Below are 23,206 nucleotides of genomic sequence, written 5' to 3'. Positions count from 1 at the left end.
TTCCAGATTGGGTAGGGGTATCTTAATGAAATACAAAGTGTTAACACTATGTTTATCTACGGCTTTATTTGCACCAATTGCACCAACCATGGCAAGTACTGACACGCAAGCAGATATGGTTTTAGACCAAGTTTTAGTTCTTAGCCGCCACAATTTACGAACACCGATTGTTAATACCGGTATTCTTACCGAAGTGACTGATAAAAAATGGCCTGACTGGGATGCAAAAAGCGGTTATCTCACCACGCAAGGTGGGGCGCTTGAAGTGTATATGGGGCATTATTTTAGGGAGTGGATTGATCAAAATAAACTTTTAGCGGATGAATTATGTCCGACCAGTAACGAAGATGTTTATATGTATACCAATAGCTTACAAAGAACGATAGCGACAGCACAGTTCTTTGCAGCAGGTGCATTCCCAGGTTGTAAAGTGAATATCCACCATCAGCCAGAAATTGGTAAGATGGACCCCGTCTTTAACCCAATTATTACTAATGGCTCGCCTGAGTTTAAACAAAAAGCCCTTGCGGCAATGGATGATTACTTAAAAGGTTTATCACTAAAAGCGGGTTATGAAGAACTCGATACGGTGTTAAACATTAAAGATTCTCAAAAATGCAAAACGGACAAACTGTGTAACCTCGATAGCCAAAAAAATAGCTTTATTATCGAAGCAGATAAGGAGCCAGGTGTTAGTGGCCCACTGAAAATTGCCAATTCCGCGGTAGATGCTATCGACCTGCAATATTATGAAGGTTTCCCTGCCGATCAAGTGGCATGGGGGCTGGTGGATACCCCTGAAAAATGGAAAAAACTCAATACGCTAAAAAATGCGTATCAAGAAACGTTATTTACACCAAAAATTATCGCGAAAAATGTGGCTCACCCAATCCTCAATTATATTGATAAAGGCTTTGTATCTGTAGATAAAGGGGAAACAGCCAAATTTATTTTCTTAGTGGGGCACGATTCCAACATTGCTTCATTGATGTCAGCGATGGATTTCAAACCGTACCAGTTAGCTCAGCAGTATGAGCACACACCAATCGGCGGTAAATTGGTTTTTCAACGTTGGACAGATAAGCAAGCGAAAAAAGACTTTATGAAAGTCGAGTATGTTTATCAAACGGCTGATCAGCTAAGGGACAATGCCTACTTATCCCTTGAAACACCACCAAAACATGTCACTTTAGAGCTGAAAGATTGCCCAATTGACAAAAATGGCTATTGCTCATGGGAAGATTTCCAAAAAGTGATGGCAAAAGCATTAGAACAATAAACGCTTAATCCTCCTAGTTAAGGCCCATTAACAGTCATGTTAAATGGGCTTTTTTCATGTTGAAATTTATGTTTAGCTACATACAATTCAGCCATCTTATTTTATCGAGTGACGAATATGCCTATTCAGTTTTTACGGCTTCCCCAAATTCCAACAGCTGACATTATTGCGCTAAATACGCACCCATTAGTATTGAAGCATATGCCGTTGGGGGATACAGAGTTTGATGAGGCATTTTGCCGAAATTGGGTCGCGGGTAAAGAGCAACATTGGGAGCAGTATGGTTATGGCGTTTGGGCATTTGTTATCGATGGGCAATTTGCAGGGTGGGGGGGGCCGCAAAATGAAAATGGTGATGCGGATTTAGCCCTCGTTTTGCACCCAGTATTTTGGGGGGAAGGTAAGCGGATTGCGGTAAAAATGATCCAAGAGGCTTTTAGTTCGCTGAATGTTGATTCCCTTACCATTCATTTGCCGTTAACAAGGCTTAAACTAGCGGCATTATTGCGCTATGGGTTTGTCGAAGAAGGCTTAGTTGACTTTGATGGTGTGCTGTTTAAACGATTTAGGCTGAGAAAAAGCCAATAAAAGACGAAAAAAACCCTGCTATATGAGCAGGGCGTGAAAATCACGAAAATGTTTATGAGCCTATAATCTACCGCAATTAGATATAAAATAGTCTTATAAATTGTATGGATTTATTGATTTTTGTAACATTCATTAAGTGTAAACTTATTATTAGTAAATGGAGTTAAAATCAATAGTTATTTAAGATAAGTGAGATTATCTAACAACTAATACGCTAGTTTTCGCGTAACGGACAACGGAAGCTGCATTTGAACCTAATAAATAGGTTGTCATACTTGGGCGGCGTGAACCCAGCAAGATAATATCGGCATGAATGTCTTCAGCAGCAGCTAAAATTTCATCTTTAACAGAACCAACACTTGCTTTTGCATGCACTTTATCCGCGGGAATAGAGAATAATTTTATTTTCTCTTTTAACTCAGCAAGAATAATCTCAGCTTGTTTTTCATCGTCTGGGAAATCACCCGGCAAAATGGTTCCACCGTAGCGTAGATAATTAGAAATTGGTGCAGTGACTGCCAAAAAGTGAACGTTGGCATTATTCAATTTTTGTAGAGAATTGACATGTGGAACTAACATATTGGTCAGCGCGTCTTCGGTTACATCGATCGGAACTAAAATGGTATTGTACATAATTTCTCCTTTCTTCTTGTATATTATAAGTTTAGAACATTATCATACATTTTGATATTAATTGTTAATAATAGAATAGTAACCGATTGGTTTGTGATGAGGTGTGAGCCAGTAGCCGCAATCAGATTTTTAGCAAATAAAAACGAACATCACCAATAGGGTGATGTTCGTCAAAATAGGAAAAACTTAATTTAATGGAAAGCGCTAAGGCTACTTTTTAGGGCAAGCTTCTTTAATACCTGCTTTACAGGCTTGTGCTAAGTAGTCTGTTGCTAATGCATCATTAATTTCTGTCCCTTCACCGCTTTCCAGCATTTTTCCAAGCTGATATTGCGCGGGGGGAAATTTTTTATCTGCTGATTTTTGGAACCACTCAAATGCAGTAATATAGTTTTGTTTTACACCAATACCTTGGTAATAAAATTGACCCATGTAATTTTGCGCCTCAACATTCCCTTTATTCGCTGATTTTTCAAATAGCTCCATCGCGGTTTCAAGGTTTTGTTCTACACCATTACCATTTAGGTACATATCACCTAAAAATAGCTGAGCGTCAGTATTGCCTTTATTGGAGGCCATTGTTAGCCATTTTTTGGCTTTGCCATAGTCTTGTTTTAACTCATTCCCCAGATAGTAACCAATGCCAAGCATCACTTGCGCTTTAACATCACCTTTTTGGGCTTCTTGCTCAATACGTTTGATGGTTTCTTTAGGAACCGCAGCAATGCTGAGGTTAATGGATAAAATAAAGATAAAAATAAGTGAAAGAATTCTAAGCATGGTTTTATTTCTTATGTTATCGATGTTTATTACTATTATTTATAGGCAATAAAGTGAATTTTTGCACATTAATTATTGAGTTTGTCTAACTACTTCAAATATATACATAATGCCATAGTACGGATATCATATTCTAATAATAATATCTTTTTAAGGCGTTACACAATTTTAGGGTAATTAGTGTATTGAAATACTCTACGTCCATAATTGGTAAATTACAATATTTATTCGCAATTACATCTTATAGGAGTATTTTTCCGGTGTTAAAATAGGGTTCTATGTGATTGTTGTAACAAGATATTAATGTTTTTCTGTTTCTTAAACTAAGTATTTCTAATTATGATGATTATATATTAATAGGCATTTTATAAATAACGCATAAAAATTAATTTTTTGTTAAGAATTCTTTTTGGTGAATTATGCCAAAAAATCTCATGATCTAAACGAAAAATAGATTTATTTAACGCTTTTGGTTTAATGGAAAAATAAAAAGAGAATTTAAATAATTAAACGAGTTGTGAGATAAATAAAGTGTGAATAAAAAATAGATCCACACTTTATTTATACCAGAAAGGTGATAATTGACGGAGATACTAAATACTATTCGCCAAATAATGGGGTTGGTTTACCGTTGTCATCGATCGCCACAAAGTTAAACTGGCCATGGATCACTTCTTCTCTGCCTTCAAAATACATGTCTTCTAAGAAAATGGAGACATTCACCGTTAAGCTAGTTCTGCCAACTCGGATGACTTTCCCAACGAGTTCAACAATTGTGCCTGATGGGATTGGGTGGGTAAAATTGATCTTTTCTGTGGAAACGGTGACTAAGCGCTTGCGGCTAAAACGGGTTGCAGTGATAAAAGAAACCTCATCCATCCACGCTAAAGCAGTGCCACCAAATAAGGTGCTATGGTGGTTTGTTGTGGTAGGAAAGACAACTTTAGAAACGCGAGAAATGGATTGTTCGATTTTTTGTGCGATGACATCATCAGCGATGGAACTCATGGTTGGGCCTTACAGTTGTTACTTGGTGTATTAATAATGTTAAAGCTAAGTGTAATACTCCGCAGAAATAATTACAGCAATAAATGAGAAGTGAATCGATCCAGTCGGGACAGTTTTTGTTATAGAGCACATTTTGCTATCTTGACAGGCAGAGTTTATTGACTCACATCGGCAAGATGTGAGTCAAAATGAATCAAGAGGGGGCGTTTAGTTGTCTAAATATTCTGCGCTCATACGAATGGCTTTTGCGCTCTCGCCACTTTTTACGCAAGAGACCAAAAAGGCTTTGGATTCAGCCCAAATAGTGGCAGAAAAATCCTCACCATCAACGTCTTTTTCAATGGTAATTGGATAGTTTTCAACACCATCTAACCACTCTTTTAAACCTGATTTGCAGGTGGGAAAATCCTCTTTTGCTATTGTGCCATCTAGGACTGGCATTGCGGTTTGGGGTTTTTTCCCAGAAGCAATCATATTTTCGACTTGCTCTAGGGTGTAGTTTTTCTCTGCAATTACGCCGAAACTGACTAACGAAATCATCATTCCTAATAATAATTTGTTCATAATCACTCCATTTGATTTAAGTCGTGAATGTTAAGGGATTGATGAATAATAGGCAATAAAAAACCCTCCAATTTGGAGGGTTTTTGTGATCGCGCTGGACCCAATAAATTAGCTAAATCTGTATAGACTAAATGGTTTCACATTTAGTGCAGGTTCTTTGCCTAATAATAAATCGGCAGTTAATTCAGATGAAACAGGGCTTTCTGTCATACCCCAGCCTGTTGCGGTATTGATAACCAGACCTGGGTACTCATTGACTTGAGAAATAATTGGGTGTTCATCAGGTGCGATGGCCATTGCTCCGCTCCACTGATCGATCAGTTTTGAGTCTTTGAACGCAGGGAATTCGGTTTTTAGCTTCTCAAATGATGCATTCAGCTCTGGCAGGTCTGGTAACGCTGTCATATTTCTGTGTTTTTCAAATGGTGAAACTTCATTTAGTTTCCAGCTAGTTGGCTCTGTGAATGAGTTAATCAGCTGCTCATTTAACGAAATATGCACTGGGAAATCAGGCATTGATAATAATGGGATATATTTATAGCCGTAAACGAATGAATCTTTCACGACTGGCGCAACGATAACACGTGGAGAAGTTGCATAGGTGCCATCAGCTTGTTCACGGAAGAAGATATTGCCCGGTAATGCGACGTTACCACCCGGTGCAGTTGGTGAACCTGAAATTAACTGTTGGGATTGGTAAGCTGGCAGAGTTGGGACGTCTACCCCTAAATTCTGCATAAACAGACGAGACCAGACACCACCTGCAACAACAACGCGAGAGGTTTTGATCGCGCCTTTTTCAGTGACAACATCTGAAATTGCGCCGCCCTGAGTTTCTAACCCTCTTGCTGCACAGTTAGTGTAAATTTTGATACCCAGTTTTTTAGCGTGCTCTGCCATTACAAAGGTCGCAATTTCAGCATCTAAACTACCTGAATCTTCTTCAAATCCAGCGATGCTCCATTTAGATTGCGCACCTTTTAGGCGCTGATCTAACTCTGCACCTTCAATAATACGGGTTTTGAATGGAATATCAGAACCGACATTTTTGCTGGTGGTATCAATCCACTCTCTCACGTTGACTAAGTCTTTTTCATCAAGAGGGACTTCAACACGGCCTTGAGTACGGTAGCTGGTGTCAGCTCCTACTTTGGCATTCATCTCTCTCCAGCGGTGTTTGCCGAGATGGTGAAGCAAGAAGGTTTCTTCTGGCATTTTATAGGTGATAACTTGGCCGTAGAAACGGGAAGATTGCTCACCAGCGATATTGCCTTTTTCAACAATGACAACATCTAAGCCGCGACCAACCAATTCGATAGCAGTCATAATCCCTAGAATTCCAGCACCAATAACAACGACGTCAGCTTGTTGTGGTAGCGCACCTTCAGTCCCTGCAACGAAGCCATGTCTTGGCTTACCAGGTACAAAGCGACCTTCACGCGTTAGCATTGGCGTTAAAATTCCAGCACCTGCGGCTACAGTGACAACAGCGCCACCGATAAGAAATTTTCTTCTAGTAATAGCCATTTATAAAGTTCCTTATATAGAATGAGTTTTTAACATTGAATCAAAGCGTCAATAAGCAATACTTATAATTGTAATTATATTTTTAATTATAATTATGATTGTAAACTAATTTGATGCTGATTTAAATTTTTTAATTAAATGTTAAAAAGATTATTGTTTAATCTGAGATAAGGAACACAAAAGGAAGGGAAGAGTCATACTCATCACATACCGAATATCATTTAATGTCATTATTAATGGTGCGGATATTGGTTTAAATATGAGCTCTTGAATTGAAAGTTTATAGCTTATTGATTAATTTGAATTTTACCCGCTAGGAATAATACGGCATTTCCTGTTAGCTTAACTCTACCGTTATTGACTTTACAGTGGATCATACCGCCTCGTTTCGAGAGTTGTTTTCCGACTAATGCTGTTTTTTGTAATTGTTTTGCCCAGATAGGCGCAATAGCACAATGTGAAGTACCTGTAACGGGATCTTCATTTACCCCTTTGGCGGGTGCAAAATAGCGTGATACGAAGTCGCAATCGTCTTCAGTAGATTGTGCTGTAATTGTCAGTCCTGGTAGAGAAAGTTGTGCCAATCGTTGCATATCAGGCTGGCAGTTTTCAATTTGCTGTCTGTTTTCAAGAAAACACAGGTAGCGATCTTTGGCGAGCCAAAGTTCAGTGATTTCAACACCTAAAATGTCAGCAAGTTCAGGGTATTGGTTTGGTGAACTCGGCACGGAATCAAGAATTGGAAAATCAAGAGTTAATCCATGTTCACTACAGGTCACCACTAATTCACCTGAAAGTGATTTAAAAATGATAGGTTGACTAGATTGCTGCAAGACATGATTAAGCACATAAGCGGTAGCTAACGTTGCATGCCCACATAATGCAACTTCCATTTTGGGGGTAAACCAGCGGATATGTTGACCTACTAAAAATGCCGTTTCCGATAAATTAATTTCCGCGGCTATGGCAATGAGCTTGTCATCTGGCAACCAATCATCCAATAACACAACAGCAGCAGGATTACCGTGAAATAAGGTGTCGGTAAAGGCATCAACATAATAGACAGGTAGAGAAAGGGACATACTTAACATTCCAGCTTATGAAAAATAAGGTAGAAAGTATAATCCGATTAAAAAAAAATAATAAGCAAAGTAAGAGAAAGGGAGAAAAGAAAACTGCCCAATAACGCTGTGCTATTGAGCAGTCAAGTTAATGAAGATAATTACGCTTTGGCTTCGTTTTTATCCGCATTTTTAAGCATCTTTCTGACTGGAATAATCAGTGCGGCCAATACGACAGCACAGATAACCAATGCGATAGACACGTGGGAGAACAATTCAGGCATTGAATCCAGTTGGTCTTTACGAATGTTCCCACCCATAATGCCCGCCGCTAAGTTACCTAATGCGCTAGCACAGAACCACAGTCCCATGACCTGACCACGCATTTTTTGCGGGGCTAACAAGGTCATTGTTGCTAAACCAATTGGGCTTAAGCACAGTTCACCTAAAGTCAGTAATAAAATACTGCCCACTAACCAGAACGGTGAAACGCCGCTTTGCGTTGCTAATACCTGGTTTGCTGCAACCATCATGATAGCGAAACCGCCCGCGGCAAATAAAATACCGATAACAAATTTCGTCATGCTGCTTGGGTTCATATTGCGTTTAGCAAGGGATGGCCAGAACCAGCTAAATACCGGTGCTAACAGAATAATGAACAGAGCATTAATGGATTGGAACCAAATCGTCGGGATTTCAAAGCTACCCATTTGGCGATCGGTATAGTCACGAGCGAAAATGTTAAATGAAGTTGGTTTTTGCTCGAAGGCTGACCAGAAGAACGCAGCGGCAACCAGTAAAATTAAACAGGCCAATAAACGCGCGCGTTCACTGCTGTTTAAACCTGCAAAGAAGAACATAAACAGGAAGTAGATGCCCACACAGGTTGAAATTACATAGGCAGAGTTTCTCGCAATTATTGATGCGTTGAATGGGATTGTGCCGTTATCGATTAAAATAACCAATACTGCAAGCAATGCCATTGCAAAAGTGACCCATTTGCCGACATTTTTACGTTGAACTGTCGGGTGGTTCCAGGTGGAATCTAAGCCAACTTCTTTGTCATAACGGCGCATTTGTGGGATAGCGTAGAAGCGGAAGATTAACAACGCGACTAACATTCCTAAACCACCAAGGCCAAAGCCTAAGTGCCAACCGTATTTTTCATGCAGTGGGCCAATGATTAATGGGGCAATAAATGAACCCATGTTGATACCCATATAGAACAGAGAGAAACCGCCATCACGGCGTGTATCTTCTTTCTTATACAGAGTACCGACCATCACGGTGATACAGGTTTTAAACAATCCTGTTCCAAGTACGATCAGCAATAGACCGACAAAGAAGAAGGTATTCGTTAAAAATGCAGACATTGCGATGGATAAGTGACCAAATGCAATGATCAGTGAGCCGTACCAAACCGCTCTGCGTTGGCCTAACCAGTTATCGGCTAACCAGCCGCCCGGTAACGAGGTGATGTAAACACCACCTGCAAAGATACCGACGATTGCAGAGGCTTGTTCAATTGGCAGCTCCATGCCGCCTTGTAAGAGTGCCGCACTCATAAACAGAATAAGTAGCGGGCGAACGCCGTAGAAAGAGAACCTTTCCCACATTTCGGTGAGGAAAAGTGAACTCAGCGGGTATGGATGCCCGAAAAAAGTTTTTGTTTTAGTCGCAGAATTATTCATCTGTGAACTCCCATAAATCATCTCTTGAGAGGTTGTGCATGATATAAAACACCAAGCCGAGCGCCTGAGTGTCGATTATTATTTGATATGTTAACTTTCAGTTCGGAAACATATTTTTAACATACATTATTATAGAATCGCCTATAAACAGAATGAATTTATTGTAAAAGGCGCAGTTTTAAGGTGAAAAGTCGATATAACTCTCATTTCTCACGATAAGGTAGGGGAAGGTACAGGATTTTTATTGACAATAAAAGAAAGAATTTTGAATCGATTAAGTTGTTATTAAACAGTTAGTTAATAATATAAAGTATTATTTTTTCGTTAAGAAAACAATAAAGCTTATAAAGCATCAGGTTTTTGGTTAAAAACTATCTGGTGGATTATTGTTCAGTTGGTGAGGCGCGTAAGCCATCAGATTGGCGTCGAATAATAAGCCAAGAATAGATAAGGTTAAAAAGGACTAAAGCGGCGGTGAAGAAAAAGACGGCTCTGAAACCATAGGTTGCGGCAACAAAAGACCCCATCAGCGGTCCTGTTACATTACCAACATCACGCAGGGCTTGGTTGTAACTGAAAATTCGACCTGTCACTTGGTGGGAAATATTATAAATAATCAGTGTCTGAACCGCTGGCAGCAGGGCGGCGTTGAGTGCCCCCAATAAAAAGCGTAGGAAGCCTAATTCCCAATAGCTACTAACAAGCCCCATTGGGAATAATACAAAAATTGATGCGCCTAAAACGGCCAATAACACTTTTTCAGGGCCAATGCGGTCGCTCAATTTACCCAACATCGGTGCACTAATTAACGCCGCAACACCCGGAATAGACGCAATGACCCCGCTGACAAAGGCCAAGTTATCAATGGAGTTTGATAATTCGCGAACATACAGGGTAATCACTGGGTTAATAGAGCCCATTGCAGCTTGAATAATCATCGTGGTGAAAAATAGGCTGATCACCAAGTTTTTATTCCGTAAGGAGGCAAAAACTTGTTTACCGGTTAAGGCATCTTTGCGCGAAACAGGGGTAAAACGTTCACGAACATAAAAAAGGGTGACGAAAAAACAGATAAATAGAACGGTTGCTGTAATAAAAAAGACTGGGCGCAAGCCATATTGGTCTGCAAGGAAACCACCAATTAACGGGCCAATAAGTGCTCCACTCACGGCTCCCGTAGCTAAAACCCCCATCGCCCAACCGCTTTTTTTCACCGGAATTTGTGTGGCGATTAGCGCATTAGCATTGGGCACAAAGCCGCCAAGTAAGCCTAATATGGCTCTCAGCGCCAATAACTGCCAAATATTTTGCGCAAAGCCAATTAATACCATCACAATCGCCATCCCAAGCGCAGACCGAAGCAGCATTAATTTACGGCCTTTACGGTCCGATAAGCGCCCCCAAAATGGCGCTGCGATGGCGGAAAACAAGAAGGTAATACTGAAAACGGCACCCGTCCATAAATTCAACGAGGCGTGGTCTTTGACACCGAGTTCTTCAATATAGAGGGGGAGAAAAGGCATGATCAAGCTAAAGGCGGCGCCCGTTAAGAAGCAGCCGAACCAGACGACGTATAAGTTTCTTTTCCAGTAAGTGCCTTTTCCCGTCATATTTTTCCGTTATTTTCCCGTCATATTCAGACCTGCAGCTAACTTGTTATAAATTAATGATGAATTTTATCGAGATCCCCATACAGCGACGCCTCACCTTGTGGGCGTGTTTTAAAACGGCGATGTAGCCACATATATTGCTCGGGTGCGCGCAAAATTTCTTTTTCGATCACTTGGTTCATCATGGTTGCGGTAGCGACACTGTCCTCCACTGGGAAATTATCCACAGCAGGTTGTATCAGTAGTTCATACCCTTTGGCATTGGGTAGTCGGCGTGCAGCGAAAGGGACAACAAGTGGATTCGCTAAGCGAAGCAATATTTGTGAACCATTCGTGGTTGCTGCTTTTTCAACGGCAAACAATGGCGCGAAGGTGCTATTGCGCGGGCCATAATCGTGATCAGGAGCATACCAGAGAATTTCCCCATCCTTCAAAACACGCACCATGCCTTTGACATCTTTGCGATCGAGCATGTATTTATTTGAACGTAAGCGCCCTCGGGTTTGCAGCCAATCAATGAGGATATTGTCATTGGCGCGGTAAACACCAATGCCTGGGTTCAGCATGCCAAAGGCTCGACCACCAATTTCTAAGGTGAGAAAATGTACACCAAGCACGATAATCCCGCGGCCAGTCTCTTGGGCTGCTAGCATGTTTTCACGGCCTTCAACTTTAAACCAGCGCTTAACGCGCCAATCAGGCCAAAACCATGCCATACCTGTTTCAAATAACCCCATTCCGACAGATTCGAAATTTTTATCAATATATCGTTGTCTTTCTTGCAAACTCATCTCTGGGAAGCACAGTTGGAGGTTGCGGTCGGCGATTTGTACGCGTTTTTTTAAGAAACGCTTGGAGAATAACCCGAGGCGAGTTCCCATCCAATAAATAACGGGATAAGGCAATAGAACAAGAAGATAAAGTACGGCAATTCCCAACCAGGTTAGCCAGTAACGAGGATGAAGTAGGCGTTTTTGAAAAGCAGGAGCTGGTATCATTAGTATCCGATTATTTCCAGTTGGTAATGGTTAACTTTGTTAATTAGGTTCAATTAAGTCTAATTATATCAAATTATTCTTTTAATGAGTTCACTGACTGCATGGTGCTCATCAATTCAGCAATGTTTCTTACGGCCATTTTTTCCATCACGCGGGAGCGATGCACCTCAACTGTACGCACGGAAACACAGGTAGCTTCAGCGATTTCACGGTTAATTAAACCTTGAAGCACATAACGGCAGATTTCCTTTTCGCGAGGCGTTAGCGTTTCATAACGTTGTTTAATTAAATAATTTTCGGTGGATTGCGTGGTTTGCTGCTGAGCTTGTTCAAGTATTTTTGCCAATTGATGGCTATCAATCGGTTTTTGTAGAAAATCGACGGCGCCAAGTTTGACTTGCTCAACGGCCATCGGGATATCCCCGTGCCCAGATAAAAAAATCACGGCTAATGTGCTGTGTTGATCGCGCAGAAACTGGTGAACTTGCCGGCCATCGAGTTTTGGCATGCGCATATCAAGTAAAACCACCCCCTCTTGATGCAGGGTAGCATGTTGAATAAATTGTTCACTGTCATTCCAGACGGTGACGGTGTAGCCCAGCGTTTCAAGTAAAAACTGGCAAGCATCGGTCACATCGGTGTCATCATCCACTAGATGGATCACTGGCATAAATACATACCTCGTCGTGTAGAAGGTGACTCTATTAGATAGGCTTAAGTCAGCGTAATAAAGCCATTGTCACATATAATTAATCTGAATGTTATCAATTGCGTGGCAAACCGTGCTTAGTTATTCAAATTGTCGGGATAATTAAAAATAAGTGTCACTCTAAGGCCATTTAACCCCTCGTCACTGAGGTTGTTTTCAATGCAGATATCCCCACCTTGGCTTTGGATCAGGCGTTGGCAAATCACTAAACCGAGCCCCAAACCTTCTTTTTTGGTGGTGGCGAATGGCGTTATCCCTTGCTCCAACTGTTCTGATGGCATGCCGCCAGCGTCATCTTGTAAGACTAATAAAAAACGGTTTTGAGCAAAATGGAAACCAAAACTTAATGTGGTAGCACCTGCTTGCAGGCTGTTGCTGACCAAGTTGGATAATAATTGCTCTAATAAAGTCTCAGGTAGTATTAACGACACATCAGGGGTGTCTGGTAGGAGTAGTTTAGCATTAGGGTAGTGCTGATCAACGCGTAACAACTGCCAAATATGGTTAATAGCTTGCTTAACAGATTGTTGGCTTAGGTTCAGTGTGGGGTCTTGCCCCGGCTTACCTGCCCAGAGGCGTAAATTACGGATAATATCCGCACCACGTTGGGCTTGGTTATCAATCTTTGTTAAGGCATAAATCAGCGGGTGTTTTTCTGATTCTTTATTCAACCGCAAAATACACCCTTGAGCATAGTGGCGAATAGCGGATAACGGTTGGTTGAGTTCATGAGCAAACCCTGATGCCATTTCCCCTAATATATTGAGCCGCTGCGCTTTTTGCAGATTTGCCTCTTGCTGGCGCAACCGGTTATGCGCCTCTTCTAACTGACGGCTGCGGCGGCGGACCAAAAACGCAATCCATACGTGGTTCACCCCAAGCAGCACGAAAAATAGAGCCACAAAGCCAAGGGTAATTTGGTTTTGGATTGTCCAACTGACGATATCTTGCCAAATTTGCCGTTGCTGGGGGTGTTGGTTCACATCCCGCAAAAGCGTTTCCACTTGGGTCACGGAGGCGGGGGCTCCCCAGCGCATTGCGCTTTTATCTGTTGAGAGTAAGGTCTTAGTGACCTTGTCGACAAGGTTATCTGGCACTTCGCTTAGGGCAGCAAATGACCAGTTGGGGTAAAGCTCGGTGCTGGTCAAGCAAGATAGCGAACTGGGGTGTTGAATGAGCGGGCGAAATTGGGTTTTATCAATCAGCCCTTCGCTGTGCATATTTTCCAGTAAACACACAGGCACAATCGCCGCTGACAGCGAGTCATCACGCAACGCATATAGCAAGGCATCTGCGGGGAAGCCTAAAAATTGCATCTGGAAGTCTTTTTCAGCGTCATAGCCTAAATCCCGCAGCACTTTATAGCCTAAGAGATACCCACCAAAAGCATCAGGGGAAATTGCCCCCACTTTTTTGCCAATCAAATTTTGAGGTTCCGTAATGTCACTGTTATTGCGTACCAGTATCAGGCTACCAATCACGTTGCGAGTGGTGCTATTAGGTTCGACATCGGAGCGCAAGGAAAGTAGCCAACGTAGGTGGTAACGGCTGTCTAGCTGAATAAATTGTGCAGGGTTAGTCAGTAAAAAATCAATTTTTTGATTGGAAATGGCTTCGCGCATTTCATCAAGATTTAAAGGTTGGAGAGTGAAACGTTCCCCTGGAATGGAATCATTTAACGTATCGACTAAAGGTTGCCAGTGAGATTGGGTGGTACTGGGGCCGCGCAAAGCCAAAACGCCGATTGTCCATTGCGCGGAAATCGCCGGAAATGACCATATCAGAAGTATGGTTAATAGTATGTGATACAACGGTATAGGCGATTTTTTTAACATATTTGGGTTATTCGTTGCGTTAGATCAATTTAGCTTCGGCTATGTGGTAAACCACAATAGGGCGCTGGCTCCTCTCTTCCTACAATGGCACTACAAGTTTTACCAAGATAACACACCAGTTTTAAAGAGAAATAAGAATTTCTGCGGTTATCTTAACCGGACTGAATCGATTGTCAATAACGCTTGTAAAACAAATAACATATTGATTAATAACTTTTATTTTCGCATTAGCAATGTCAATACTGGAGCCAATTATGGATCTGAGTAAACGAAAATTTCTACAACAAATTGGGGCAGTGACGGCGGGTGCGTCGTTAATTCCAATCTCGGAAGCTGGCCTAAACCTATCTCCAACACGTCATGAAGGCAACCCAGAGAAACGTTATGGGATGTTAATCGACTTACGCCGTTGTATTGGTTGCCAATCTTGCACTGTGAGTTGCTCTGTTGAGAACCAAACACCACAAGGCCAGTTTAGAACGACTGTTAATCAATACCAAGTCGCAGTGAAAGGCGAAGAAGGCTTTACTAACGTATTGCTACCGCGCTTATGTAACCATTGCGATTCACCACCATGTGTGCCTGTGTGTCCCGTTCAAGCCACCTTCCAACGCGAAGACGGTATTGTTGTCGTTGATAACGAACGCTGTGTGGGTTGTGCTTATTGCGTTCAAGCTTGCCCGTACGATGCCCGTTTTATTAACCATTCCACACAAACTGCGGATAAATGCACCTTCTGTGCACATCGTTTAGACGTCGGTTTACTACCTGCATGCGTCGAATCTTGTGTAGGCGGCGCGCGTATTATTGGTGACTTAAAAGACCCGAACAGCACCATCCGTAAAATGCTGACTGAACATGAAGCTGAGATCAAAGTACTCAAACCCGAAAGTGGCACATTACCACAAGTTTTCTATATCGGTTTGGATGATGCATTTGTGCAGCCGCTACAAGGTAAAGGGCAACCCGCATTATGGCAGGAGGTGTTCTGATGGACGGTCAAGTGACATATATTTCTGAAATTATGGCTCAGCCACAAGAATTTTTCTGGCTACCGTGGGCGGTACAATACTTTTTCTTTATCGGGATTGCTTCTTGCGCTGTGCTGTATGCGTGTTACCTGCATTGGCAAAATAAAAGCAAAAATGGCCGGTTAGAAATGATTGCGGTGTTTATCGGCATCACTATGGGGATCACCGCACCACTCGCGTTAACCGCAGATTTACACCAAACTGCACGGGTTTGGCATTTCTACGCACACCCAACCCTGTGGTCTTGGATGTGGTGGGGCTCTGTTTTATTACCATTATTCACCACGTTTATTGGTTTATATTTTGTTGCCCTGATTGTAAAAATGATCTGGAAAAAAGAGTTCAAAGCGACCCGTTGGGTAGCATTGCTGGCGGCGTTATCGGCAATGGGCTTATTGCTGTACACCGGCCGTGAAGCATCAATCTTAAACGCACGTCCAATCTGGTATAGCTGGTGGATGCCAGTATTAATGTTCTTGAGTGCGCTGCAAGTTCTGCCTGCATTGATTGGTTTAGGGGCGCGCAAAGAACCCCAATATCAAAACCGTTTAGCCCGTTTCCAAGTGATTACCCTGCTGTTATTTGCGGTATGTTTCGCACTGTGGTTATCAGGGGATACCACTTCAGGGATCGCGGTGCGCCAACAATTAGATACGGCAAGTGCAGGTTGGTGGATGTTGATGGGCGTTTGTGCGCTGTGGTTAATCACATTTTCGATGTCAGTGAGTAACGTCAAAGCTATCCGCTCAGTGCCTTACATTACTGTTTTAGCCTTAGTTTCGATGGCTTTTGCTTGGACATTACGTTGGATTTTCCTGATGGAAGTTCAAGCGGTTCCAAAATATAACATTATCGCGAACCCATACCACTTCCCACTGGGGACTGACGGCCTGATGGCTATCGTAGGCACATTTGGTTTGTGGATTGCGTTAACAATTATTGTTCGTGAAGGTGTTCGCTGGTTTGCGAGGAGAGTGCAACATGGCTAAATTCTCAAGACGTCAATGGCTTAAAGGTGGTTTGGTTGTCGGTGGTATTGCATTATTTGGCGCAAGCTACCGTGATGTGGCTAAACGTGCAGTCGATGGTCTGGTTAATGGCACCTCCGGTAAAGTCACGTTAGACCGCCTTAATGGCAACTCACTGCGCCCAGAAGGGCAAGCACTAAAAGGCTGGCAAGAGAACCCAGAACAAGTGGTGGCGATGACTCAATGTTTTGGTTGCTGGACTCAGTGTGGTATCCGTGCCCGTGTCGATACAGCAAAAAATGAAGTGCTGCGTATCGCGGGTAACCCGTATCACCCGTTATCTCACGAAGAGCATTTCCCTTATGGTATGCCGCTAAAAACCGCGTTCAAAAAAATGAGCGGTGAGTCAGGTTTAGAACATCGTTCAACAGCGTGTGCTCGTGGTGCGACCTTAATGGAAGGCTTAACCAGCCCACTGCGTATTTTAGAGCCGATGAAACGTGTCGGTAAACGTGGCGAAGGTAAATGGGAACGCATTAGCTTTGAACAACTGATTAAAGAAGTGGTTGAAGGCGGCGATTTATTCGGTGAAGGCCATGTGGATGGGTTAAGAGCCATTCGTGACCTCGAAACACCATTAGACCCGTTACAGCCGAAATTAGGCCCGAAAGCGAACCAACTGTTAGTGACTAACGCAGGGGACGATGGTCGCGATGGCTTTATTCGTCGCTTTGCACAAAACGGCTTTGGTAGCAAAAACTTTGGTGCACATGGTTCTTACTGTGGCCTCGCTTACCGTGCCGGTTCAGGGGCATTGATGGATGACTTGGACAAAAACGCCCACGTCAAACCCGATTGGGATAACGTGCGTTTTGCCTTATTCCTCGGGACGTCTCCGGCACAATCGGGGAACCCGTTTAAACGTCAAGGCCGCCAGTTAGCGACAGCGCGTTTACGTGACTCCTTTAACTATGTGGTTGTTTCCCCTGCATTACCATTGACGACAACATTAGCGAATGACCACGGTCATTGGGTGCCTGTACAACCGGGTACTGATGCGGCGTTAGTGATGGGGATGATCCGCTGGATCATTGAAAACGAGCGCTATAATGCAAAATACCTCAGTGTGCCAAGTGAAAAATCAATGGAAGGCATGGGAGAGAAAAGCTGGACTAACTCAACCCATTTGGTCATTACCGATGATTCGCATCCTTTAGCAGGCAAATTATTAATTTCCTCTTATCTCACTGGGGAAGGGGATGATGAAAAAGCGTACTTAGTTCAAGATGCCTCTGGCGAATTGAAACTGGCAGATGACGTCCCTGCGGCGGAACTGTTTGTTACCCGCCAAGTGACATTACACGATGGCAGTGAAGTCACGGTGAAATCGAGCTTTCAATGCCTAAAAGAAGCAGCAAATCGCATGACGCTTGAAGAATATAGCGAACGCTGCCATGTTCCAGTGAAAACTATTGCATCACTGGGCAAAGCCTTAACATCTTATGATAGAAAAGCGGCGGTCATTTCCCATGGCGGTATGATGGGGGGCAACGGCTTCTACACAGCATGGTCAGTCATAATGCTTAACGCATTGATTGGTAATTTAAACCTGAAAGGCGGTGTGTCTGTTGGTGGCGGTAAATTTAACGGGGAGAACGACGGCCCACGTTACAACATGGCGAGCTACAAAGGCAAAGTGAAGCCAAAAGGTGTTGTATTATCACGCAGTAATGAAGTCTATGAAAAATCAGATGAATTTAAAGCAAGATTATCCGCAGGCGAAAAACCGTATCCAGCTAAAGCTCCTTGGTATCCGTTTGCCAAAGGGCAATTAACCGAGCAATTGGCGTCTGCATTGATGGGCTATCCATATGCCCTAAAAGCGTGGATCACCAATATGACGAACCCAGTATATGGCATTGCGGGGATTCGCCAAGTGATGGAAGAAAAACTGAAAGACCCAAAACATCTTCCATTAATTATTGGTATCGATGCCTTTATGAATGAAACCACTGCACTGGCGGACTACATTGTGCCAGATACCCATAACTTTGAAAGCTGGGGTTTCAGTGCGCCGTGGTCGGGTGTTCAAGTCAAAGCGAGTACGGCGCGTTGGCCAATTGTTGAGTCTCGTACAGCGAAAACAGCGGATGGCCAGCCGGTTTCGATGGAAAGCTTCTGTATTGCAGTGGCAAAAGAGCTGAAATTACCAGGCTTTGGTGACAACGTGATTGAGGATATGGATGGCAATATGCATTCACTCAATACTGCGGAAGATTACTACCTGCGTGTAGCTGCCAATATGGCGTGGTTAGGGGAAAAACCGGTACCGGAAGCGGCATCGGAAGACATCCAAATCAGTGGTGTTGAGCGTATTTTACCTGCGATCACTCGCACGTTGAAACCAGAAGAAGTGCGCCGTGTGGCCTACATCTTCACACGCGGTGGCCGTTTTGCACCGTATGAAAAAGCGTGGGATGGCGATGCGACAGGGCCTCAGTGGAAAAAAGGGTTACAAATTTGGAACCCAACCGTCGCGATTAACCGTCATGCTATCACGGGTGAGCGTTACAGTGGTTGTCCAACCTACTACCCACCACGTATGGCGAATGGCGATGATGTCAATAAAGTGTTCCCTGAAAACGAGTGGCCGCTGAAACTGATGTCATTTAAATCCCATGTAATGAGCAGTTCAACGACGGTGATTGAACGCTTACGCCATGTTAAACCAACCAACCTCGTGGCTATTCACCCTGATGATGCTGCGAAAATGGGGGTAAAACACGGTGATTGGATCCGCATCACTACACCGGGTGGAAATGCACAAGCCCAAGTAAGTGTATTGGATGGCGTGATGCCAGGGGTGCTAGCGATTGAGCATGGTTATGGCCATACCGAAATGGGCGCAAAACAGCACTATTTAGACGGCCAACCTATGCCAATGAACGCGGCAAATGGTTCAGGCATTAACTTAAACGACCTCGGGTTTGCTGACCCAACACGTGAAGTGGCGAATACTTGGCTTGACTGGGTATCGGGTGCTTCTGTTCGCCAAGGTTTACCGGCGAAAATAGAGTTAATTAGCTAGCTAGGTTTAAATGTAGTAGTAAAAAGTTGCTAGTTTGCAGGGTTCTGCATAGCGTTGCAGATTAGCAACTTTGTTTTGAGCAGTTGACATTGCGCATCAACAGTGTGTTTATCGCACTGTGACTTCGGCAAGTGCCAGGGAGGGGGAGCCCTCCCTTTTTTAATGCAATAATGGCGAGGTTGTGTGTTCCATTGCACCGCTTTGGTATAATAATACGCCCATCAAGACAAACAGCATCCCTGCGATAATTTTGAGTAAAATCCCCCAATACGGTGACAGTTGAACACCTTTTAGACGCGAAACGCGCAGTGCGCTATCACGCATAAAATGAACGAATACAGCAATTAAGCAGATAGTGAGTGCTGTACCAACAGACATCATCAACGCGGCAATAATTCCCCAAGCATATGCATCAATCACATAGGAAAATAATAGCACTAAAATTGCGCCTGAACATGGGCGGATCCCCATCGAAAGAATAATCAGTAGTTTACTTTTGAATCCTGCTTGTAGCTGATCAGAATGAACAACATGCTGATGCCCACAAGCACAGCTAGCAGACTCAGTTTGTGCCGTATTATAAATAGTTTTTGCTTTTGATTGATTTAGTGGCTGAATACTTCGTAACGTTAAAGAGGCTGGCTTTTTGAGTTTTCTAATTTGCCAAAGACGACGTATCGCACTAACACACAGAAATGTACCCAGTAGGATCACAAAAATGTAGCTGATTTGCTCTGCATATGCACTGGCTTGGTTTAAGTGTTTAGTGGAGAGCTGGAATAAAATAAGTACAAAAGAAACCAGCAAAATGGCCACTAAGCCTTGTAATAAAGATGCCAATAAGCTGATGAATACACTTTGTTTTAAGTGGGTGACTTGTGTGGCGATATAGGTGGTGATGATTAATTTACCGTGCCCCGGCCCAAGTGCGTGCAAAAAACCATACGCGAAGCTGGCAACGAGCAATAATCCCCCCGCATAAAATGGCCGAGTTGCCGTTTCTTGAAGTAGGTAAGATAACCCTTGGTTTAACTGTTTTTGCCAAACAATACTCAGTTGCAGCCATGTGCTCCAGTGGGTGTAAACTAGCCAAGCAGAATAGGCAATCAGCGTGAATAAGACGATTGCCGCAAACCATTTTGAATGACGTAGCGAAATTAAGGGCATTGAATATCCACCCGCTGTGCAAATTGCTTACCGAGAGCTAAGTCTTCATCGGGCGTATCAGCTTTATCTAACGAAAACGCATAGGCGCGCATGGAGTCTGTAATATTGGCTTCTGCTAATACCAATTTGCAGGTCGCAGCAAGCTCTAAAGGTAGTGTAATTTGCTGCGAATTTTGGTAGGTCATACTGACATAAAATGAAGGGTCGTAGGTTTGTAAAGTTACATGGGAGTCTTTAATGGGGAGTGGTTGCATAAATGACGCAGTGAAGTAAAACACTAACGAAAACCCGTCTTTTTCAAGATGGTAGCTATCGGGTATGCGTTTAAAACTCACTTTTTTCCCTTGATAATAGAAATCAGTGAAATAATCCTGCATTAATACATTCGCCATCACAATGGCTTCTTGTTGTTTCCAGCGTGGGTCATCCGTTTTTACCCCTTTGAGCTCATACAAAATATCCGCAGAGGTCATCGGATCCATCTTCCAAACATAGGTTATTCCAGAATAGTTACCCTGTTTGGTTTCAAGCGTCATTTTCATCTCAATAAAACTGTGAGGATGAGCCACTACTTGTGGCGCAACAAAAGATAACATAATCAAAAAGAGAAGGAGTAATCGCATCATTTATACTATTTTAAAAGTGTTTAATTGGTAATGTTATAACATAATGAGCTTAAATCGTGAATAATCAAATATGACTAAAATGCAGTCTGCAAAATAAGAATAGAGTGGTTTAAACGTTTTAATCATATTTAAATAACAAAACCACTTAAAATAAAGGGTTTTTTATTAACACAATAACAGCGATAATATAAGCGAATAACCTAGTGGTGGTGCAGTTGGATGTCATTAGGTTAACTGCTTAAATATTATCTAGTTACATAGGAATTGAGAACACCATGCCAGTGTTACATAACCAAGTTTCAAATAAAATACTCAAAGAACGCATGTTGGCTGAAACTGAGCCGCGTACCACCATTTCTTTCTATAAGTATTTTAATATTCAAGACCCAGCTGCCTTTCGTAATGAATGGTATCAACAATTCAAAGTGTTAAGCGTATTTGGCCGTGTTTATATTGCCAAAGAGGGCATTAATGCGCAGATCAGCGTGCCTGCATCCAATGTTGATGCATTACGCGAACTGATTTATCGCACCGATCCTGCATTAAATGATTTGCGCTTAAATATTGCTATTGATGATGATGGGAAATCGTTCTGGGTTCTGCGTATGAAAGTGCGCGATCGCGTGGTTGCTGACGGCATTGACGATGAGACATTTAACCCAGCAAATACTGGGCAATATCTCAAAGCGCATGAAGTCAACGCAATGATTGATGACCCGAATACTGTGTTTGTTGATATGCGCAACCACTATGAATACGAAGTTGGCCACTTTGAAAATGCGGTAGAAGTTCCATCGGACACGTTTAGAGAACAGCTCCCGATGGCAGTAGAAATGCTGCAAGAGCAAAAAGATAAGAATGTCGTGATGTATTGCACCGGTGGTATTCGTTGTGAAAAAGCGAGTGCTTACATGCTGCATAACGGCTTTAAAAATGTCTACCACGTGGAAGGCGGTATTATCGAGTACGCACGTAAAGCGAAAGAACAAGGTTTACCTTTGCGTTTTAAAGGGAAAAACTTTGTTTTTGATAACCGTATGGGTGAGCGTATTACTGATGATATGTTAGCGCACTGCCACCAATGTGGGGCACCTTGTGACTCACACACGAACTGCCATAATGACGGTTGTCATTTATTATTCATTCAATGCCCAACCTGTGCTGAAAAATACGAAGGTTGTTGTAGTGCTGCTTGTAATGAAGAAATGAAACTGCCAGAGCATGAGCAACGCGCACGCCGTGCAGGCCGAGAAGTAAGCAATAAAATATTTAATAAATCTCGCCACCGTTTATCTGATGGCTTATTAAATAGCGATAGCTAATTCAGTGTAATACTGAAATACTAAAAGCCCTTTTCAGGGCTTTCATTTAATATAAATATTTAAATACGTTATAAATAAAGAAAAGCTCAATTCTATTTTTTACAAAGACCTTACTGGCTATATGTCGTTTTTGTGAATAAACCGTACTGTTACTGATCCCCAGTTTCTTGGAAATAATGTGGTTTGGTATTTCATTCATCCAGTTATTAATTATTTTTTGTTCTTTTACGGTAAATATAGATGTATCTGTATTATTGGCTAACTGTGTTATTTTTTCTATTTGTGCATAATCGTTAATCACTTTATCCAATGTTTTAATTATGATATTTTTGGATAAAATAAAAAAATTATCCTTTAATAATAAAGGGTTGTTGGTTTGAGGGTAAGGGGCGTTGATATAGATATAAAAACGGATATTGCTTGATAGGTTTAGCAGTCCTTGTAAAGTTGGGCAATAATTTGAGTAGTGGCAATAATAGGTTAAATTAACAAGAACAATACTTGGTGAGTTTTTATTTATAGATTTAATAGCATCATCTAAGCAGCCTGTACTAATAAAGTTTAAATCTTTGTTCTTTGATAAATATTCAGTGATGCCAAGTCTTGTATAATAACACTCATCAATAATTAATATTTTCATTGGGAACGTCCTTGTTCGAAAGAGTATTACAATAAAGTGGAATAGCTAGAGAAGTCAACTGAGTAATAATGAAAATAGGAA

20 protein-coding genes are annotated in these 23,206 nt (G+C 42.2%); 6 read left to right on the top strand and 14 right to left on the bottom strand.

The genetic code is table 11. The features are described from left to right. Positions 1–25 precede the first annotated feature (25 nt). A complete protein-coding gene (agp, locus tag ABWP91_RS06095) occupies positions 26–1,279 on the top strand; it encodes a bifunctional glucose-1-phosphatase/inositol phosphatase (RefSeq protein ID WP_353242496.1) in 1,254 nt (417 codons plus the stop codon). 117 nt (positions 1,280–1,396) lie between these two features. Further along, a complete protein-coding gene (locus ABWP91_RS06090) occupies positions 1,397–1,867 on the top strand; it encodes a GNAT family N-acetyltransferase (protein ID WP_353242495.1) in 471 nt (156 codons plus the stop codon). Between the two features lie 195 nt (positions 1,868–2,062). On the opposite strand, the gene ABWP91_RS06085 is transcribed toward ABWP91_RS06090, so the two are convergent. The 11 genes from ABWP91_RS06085 to ttrS form a co-directional block, all read right to left on the bottom strand. Further along, positions 2,063–2,500: a universal stress protein gene (locus ABWP91_RS06085; protein WP_353242494.1), complete on the bottom strand. Its 438-nt coding sequence runs from the start codon at positions 2,498–2,500 to the stop codon at positions 2,063–2,065. Positions 2,501–2,710: 210 nt separating this feature from the next. After that, positions 2,711–3,280: a tetratricopeptide repeat protein gene (locus ABWP91_RS06080; protein WP_353242493.1), complete on the bottom strand. Its 570-nt coding sequence runs from the start codon at positions 3,278–3,280 to the stop codon at positions 2,711–2,713. A gap of 600 nt (positions 3,281–3,880) precedes the next feature. Then, positions 3,881–4,288: an acyl-CoA thioesterase gene (locus ABWP91_RS06075; protein WP_353242492.1), complete on the bottom strand. Its 408-nt coding sequence runs from the start codon at positions 4,286–4,288 to the stop codon at positions 3,881–3,883. Between the two features lie 207 nt (positions 4,289–4,495). Continuing rightward, positions 4,496–4,852 (bottom strand): hypothetical protein, encoded by a 357-nt coding sequence (locus tag ABWP91_RS06070; RefSeq protein ID WP_353242491.1) that lies wholly within the window; start codon positions 4,850–4,852, stop codon positions 4,496–4,498. 108 nt (positions 4,853–4,960) lie between these two features. Next, positions 4,961–6,379 carry an NAD(P)/FAD-dependent oxidoreductase gene (locus tag ABWP91_RS06065; protein WP_353242490.1) on the bottom strand — a complete coding sequence of 473 codons (1,419 nt, stop codon included), beginning with the start codon at positions 6,377–6,379 and terminating at the stop codon, positions 4,961–4,963. A 287-nt stretch (positions 6,380–6,666) separates the two neighbouring features. Then, complete coding sequence (locus ABWP91_RS06060) at positions 6,667–7,461, bottom strand: PhzF family phenazine biosynthesis protein (protein ID WP_353242489.1); 795 nt, start codon at positions 7,459–7,461, stop codon at positions 6,667–6,669. Between the two features lie 140 nt (positions 7,462–7,601). Beyond that, complete coding sequence (locus ABWP91_RS06055; RefSeq protein ID WP_273804393.1) at positions 7,602–9,131, bottom strand: peptide MFS transporter; 1,530 nt, start codon at positions 9,129–9,131, stop codon at positions 7,602–7,604. 383 nt (positions 9,132–9,514) lie between these two features. Further along, positions 9,515–10,741, bottom strand: coding sequence for a multidrug efflux MFS transporter MdtG (gene mdtG, locus ABWP91_RS06050; RefSeq protein ID WP_353242488.1), 1,227 nt, complete (start codon positions 10,739–10,741; stop codon positions 9,515–9,517). A gap of 53 nt (positions 10,742–10,794) precedes the next feature. Next, complete coding sequence (locus tag ABWP91_RS06045; protein ID WP_353242487.1) at positions 10,795–11,739, bottom strand: Kdo(2)-lipid IV(A) acyltransferase; 945 nt, start codon at positions 11,737–11,739, stop codon at positions 10,795–10,797. A 73-nt stretch (positions 11,740–11,812) separates the two neighbouring features. After that, the gene (gene ttrR / locus ABWP91_RS06040) at positions 11,813–12,409 is read right to left on the bottom strand and encodes a tetrathionate respiration response regulator TtrR (RefSeq protein ID WP_353242486.1); all 597 of its coding nucleotides are present in this window, start codon (positions 12,407–12,409) and stop codon (positions 11,813–11,815) included. A 116-nt stretch (positions 12,410–12,525) separates the two neighbouring features. After that, a complete protein-coding gene (ttrS, locus tag ABWP91_RS06035) occupies positions 12,526–14,283 on the bottom strand; it encodes a tetrathionate respiration histidine kinase TtrS (protein WP_353242485.1) in 1,758 nt (585 codons plus the stop codon). A gap of 254 nt (positions 14,284–14,537) precedes the next feature. Here ttrS and ttrB point away from each other — a divergent pair, with 254 nt between their 5' ends. Genes ttrB through ttrA form a run of 3 tightly spaced genes read left to right on the top strand, consistent with a single transcriptional unit; the run spans position 14,538 to position 19,370 of the window. After that, the gene (gene ttrB, locus ABWP91_RS06030) at positions 14,538–15,275 is read left to right on the top strand and encodes a tetrathionate reductase subunit TtrB (protein WP_353242484.1); all 738 of its coding nucleotides are present in this window, start codon (positions 14,538–14,540) and stop codon (positions 15,273–15,275) included. Then, entirely contained in the window at positions 15,257–16,303 is a 1,047-nt protein-coding gene (gene ttrC / locus ABWP91_RS06025) for a tetrathionate reductase subunit TtrC (protein WP_353242483.1), read from the top strand. The genes ttrB and ttrC overlap by 19 nt, the downstream gene beginning before the upstream one ends. Then, positions 16,296–19,370 (top strand): tetrathionate reductase subunit TtrA, encoded by a 3,075-nt coding sequence (ttrA, locus tag ABWP91_RS06020; RefSeq protein WP_353242482.1) that lies wholly within the window; start codon positions 16,296–16,298, stop codon positions 19,368–19,370. The genes ttrC and ttrA overlap by 8 nt, the downstream gene beginning before the upstream one ends. Before the next feature lie 159 nt (positions 19,371–19,529). On the opposite strand, the gene ABWP91_RS06015 is transcribed toward ttrA, so the two are convergent. Both ABWP91_RS06015 and ABWP91_RS06010 read right to left on the bottom strand, forming a co-directional pair. Further along, positions 19,530–20,537, bottom strand: a complete 1,008-nt coding sequence (locus ABWP91_RS06015; protein ID WP_353242481.1) for a nickel/cobalt transporter — start codon at positions 20,535–20,537, stop codon at positions 19,530–19,532. Continuing rightward, on the bottom strand, positions 20,528–21,163 hold the full coding sequence (locus tag ABWP91_RS06010) for a DUF1007 family protein (RefSeq protein ID WP_353242480.1): 636 nt from the start codon (positions 21,161–21,163) through the stop codon (positions 20,528–20,530). Before ABWP91_RS06010 ends, ABWP91_RS06015 begins: the two co-directional genes overlap by 10 nt. A 275-nt stretch (positions 21,164–21,438) precedes the next feature. Between ABWP91_RS06010 and trhO the strand changes: the two genes are divergently transcribed. After that, positions 21,439–22,485, top strand: a complete 1,047-nt coding sequence (gene trhO, locus ABWP91_RS06005; protein WP_353242479.1) for an oxygen-dependent tRNA uridine(34) hydroxylase TrhO — start codon at positions 21,439–21,441, stop codon at positions 22,483–22,485. 46 nt (positions 22,486–22,531) lie between these two features. On the opposite strand, the gene ABWP91_RS06000 is transcribed toward trhO, so the two are convergent. Next, positions 22,532–23,125: a LuxR C-terminal-related transcriptional regulator gene (locus ABWP91_RS06000; protein ID WP_353242478.1), complete on the bottom strand. Its 594-nt coding sequence runs from the start codon at positions 23,123–23,125 to the stop codon at positions 22,532–22,534. Positions 23,126–23,206 lie beyond the last annotated feature (81 nt).

It is taken from the genome of Providencia sp. (genome assembly GCF_040396775.1).
Taxonomy (GTDB): domain Bacteria; phylum Pseudomonadota; class Gammaproteobacteria; order Enterobacterales; family Enterobacteriaceae; genus Providencia.
Note: the sequence above shows the minus strand (reverse complement) of the source record. Positions and strands in the feature narration are given on the sequence as shown.

What these genes read in the sequence shown, in the direction of transcription:
- trhO (WP_353242479.1), top strand. Translation starts at nt 21,439, where the DNA reads ATGCCAGTGTTACATAACCAAGTTTCAAATAAAATACTCAAAGAACGC.
- ABWP91_RS06080 (WP_353242493.1), bottom strand. Translation starts at nt 3,280, where the DNA reads ATGCTTAGAATTCTTTCACTTATTTTTATCTTTATTTTATCCATTAAC.
- ABWP91_RS06000 (WP_353242478.1), bottom strand. Translation starts at nt 23,125, where the DNA reads ATGAAAATATTAATTATTGATGAGTGTTATTATACAAGACTTGGCATC.
- ttrB (WP_353242484.1), top strand. Translation starts at nt 14,538, where the DNA reads ATGGATCTGAGTAAACGAAAATTTCTACAACAAATTGGGGCAGTGACG.
- ttrA (WP_353242482.1), top strand. Translation starts at nt 16,296, where the DNA reads ATGGCTAAATTCTCAAGACGTCAATGGCTTAAAGGTGGTTTGGTTGTC.
- ABWP91_RS06045 (WP_353242487.1), bottom strand. Translation starts at nt 11,739, where the DNA reads ATGATACCAGCTCCTGCTTTTCAAAAACGCCTACTTCATCCTCGTTAC.
- ABWP91_RS06085 (WP_353242494.1), bottom strand. Translation starts at nt 2,500, where the DNA reads ATGTACAATACCATTTTAGTTCCGATCGATGTAACCGAAGACGCGCTG.
- ttrC (WP_353242483.1), top strand. Translation starts at nt 15,257, where the DNA reads ATGGCAGGAGGTGTTCTGATGGACGGTCAAGTGACATATATTTCTGAA.
- ttrS (WP_353242485.1), bottom strand. Translation starts at nt 14,283, where the DNA reads ATGTTAAAAAAATCGCCTATACCGTTGTATCACATACTATTAACCATA.
- ABWP91_RS06060 (WP_353242489.1), bottom strand. Translation starts at nt 7,461, where the DNA reads ATGTCCCTTTCTCTACCTGTCTATTATGTTGATGCCTTTACCGACACC.
- ABWP91_RS06065 (WP_353242490.1), bottom strand. Translation starts at nt 6,379, where the DNA reads ATGGCTATTACTAGAAGAAAATTTCTTATCGGTGGCGCTGTTGTCACT.
- ABWP91_RS06055 (WP_273804393.1), bottom strand. Translation starts at nt 9,131, where the DNA reads ATGAATAATTCTGCGACTAAAACAAAAACTTTTTTCGGGCATCCATAC.
- ttrR (WP_353242486.1), bottom strand. Translation starts at nt 12,409, where the DNA reads ATGCCAGTGATCCATCTAGTGGATGATGACACCGATGTGACCGATGCT.
- ABWP91_RS06010 (WP_353242480.1), bottom strand. Translation starts at nt 21,163, where the DNA reads ATGATGCGATTACTCCTTCTCTTTTTGATTATGTTATCTTTTGTTGCG.
- agp (WP_353242496.1), top strand. Translation starts at nt 26, where the DNA reads ATGAAATACAAAGTGTTAACACTATGTTTATCTACGGCTTTATTTGCA.
- ABWP91_RS06015 (WP_353242481.1), bottom strand. Translation starts at nt 20,537, where the DNA reads ATGCCCTTAATTTCGCTACGTCATTCAAAATGGTTTGCGGCAATCGTC.
- ABWP91_RS06075 (WP_353242492.1), bottom strand. Translation starts at nt 4,288, where the DNA reads ATGAGTTCCATCGCTGATGATGTCATCGCACAAAAAATCGAACAATCC.
- mdtG (WP_353242488.1), bottom strand. Translation starts at nt 10,741, where the DNA reads ATGACGGGAAAAGGCACTTACTGGAAAAGAAACTTATACGTCGTCTGG.
- ABWP91_RS06090 (WP_353242495.1), top strand. Translation starts at nt 1,397, where the DNA reads ATGCCTATTCAGTTTTTACGGCTTCCCCAAATTCCAACAGCTGACATT.
- ABWP91_RS06070 (WP_353242491.1), bottom strand. Translation starts at nt 4,852, where the DNA reads ATGAACAAATTATTATTAGGAATGATGATTTCGTTAGTCAGTTTCGGC.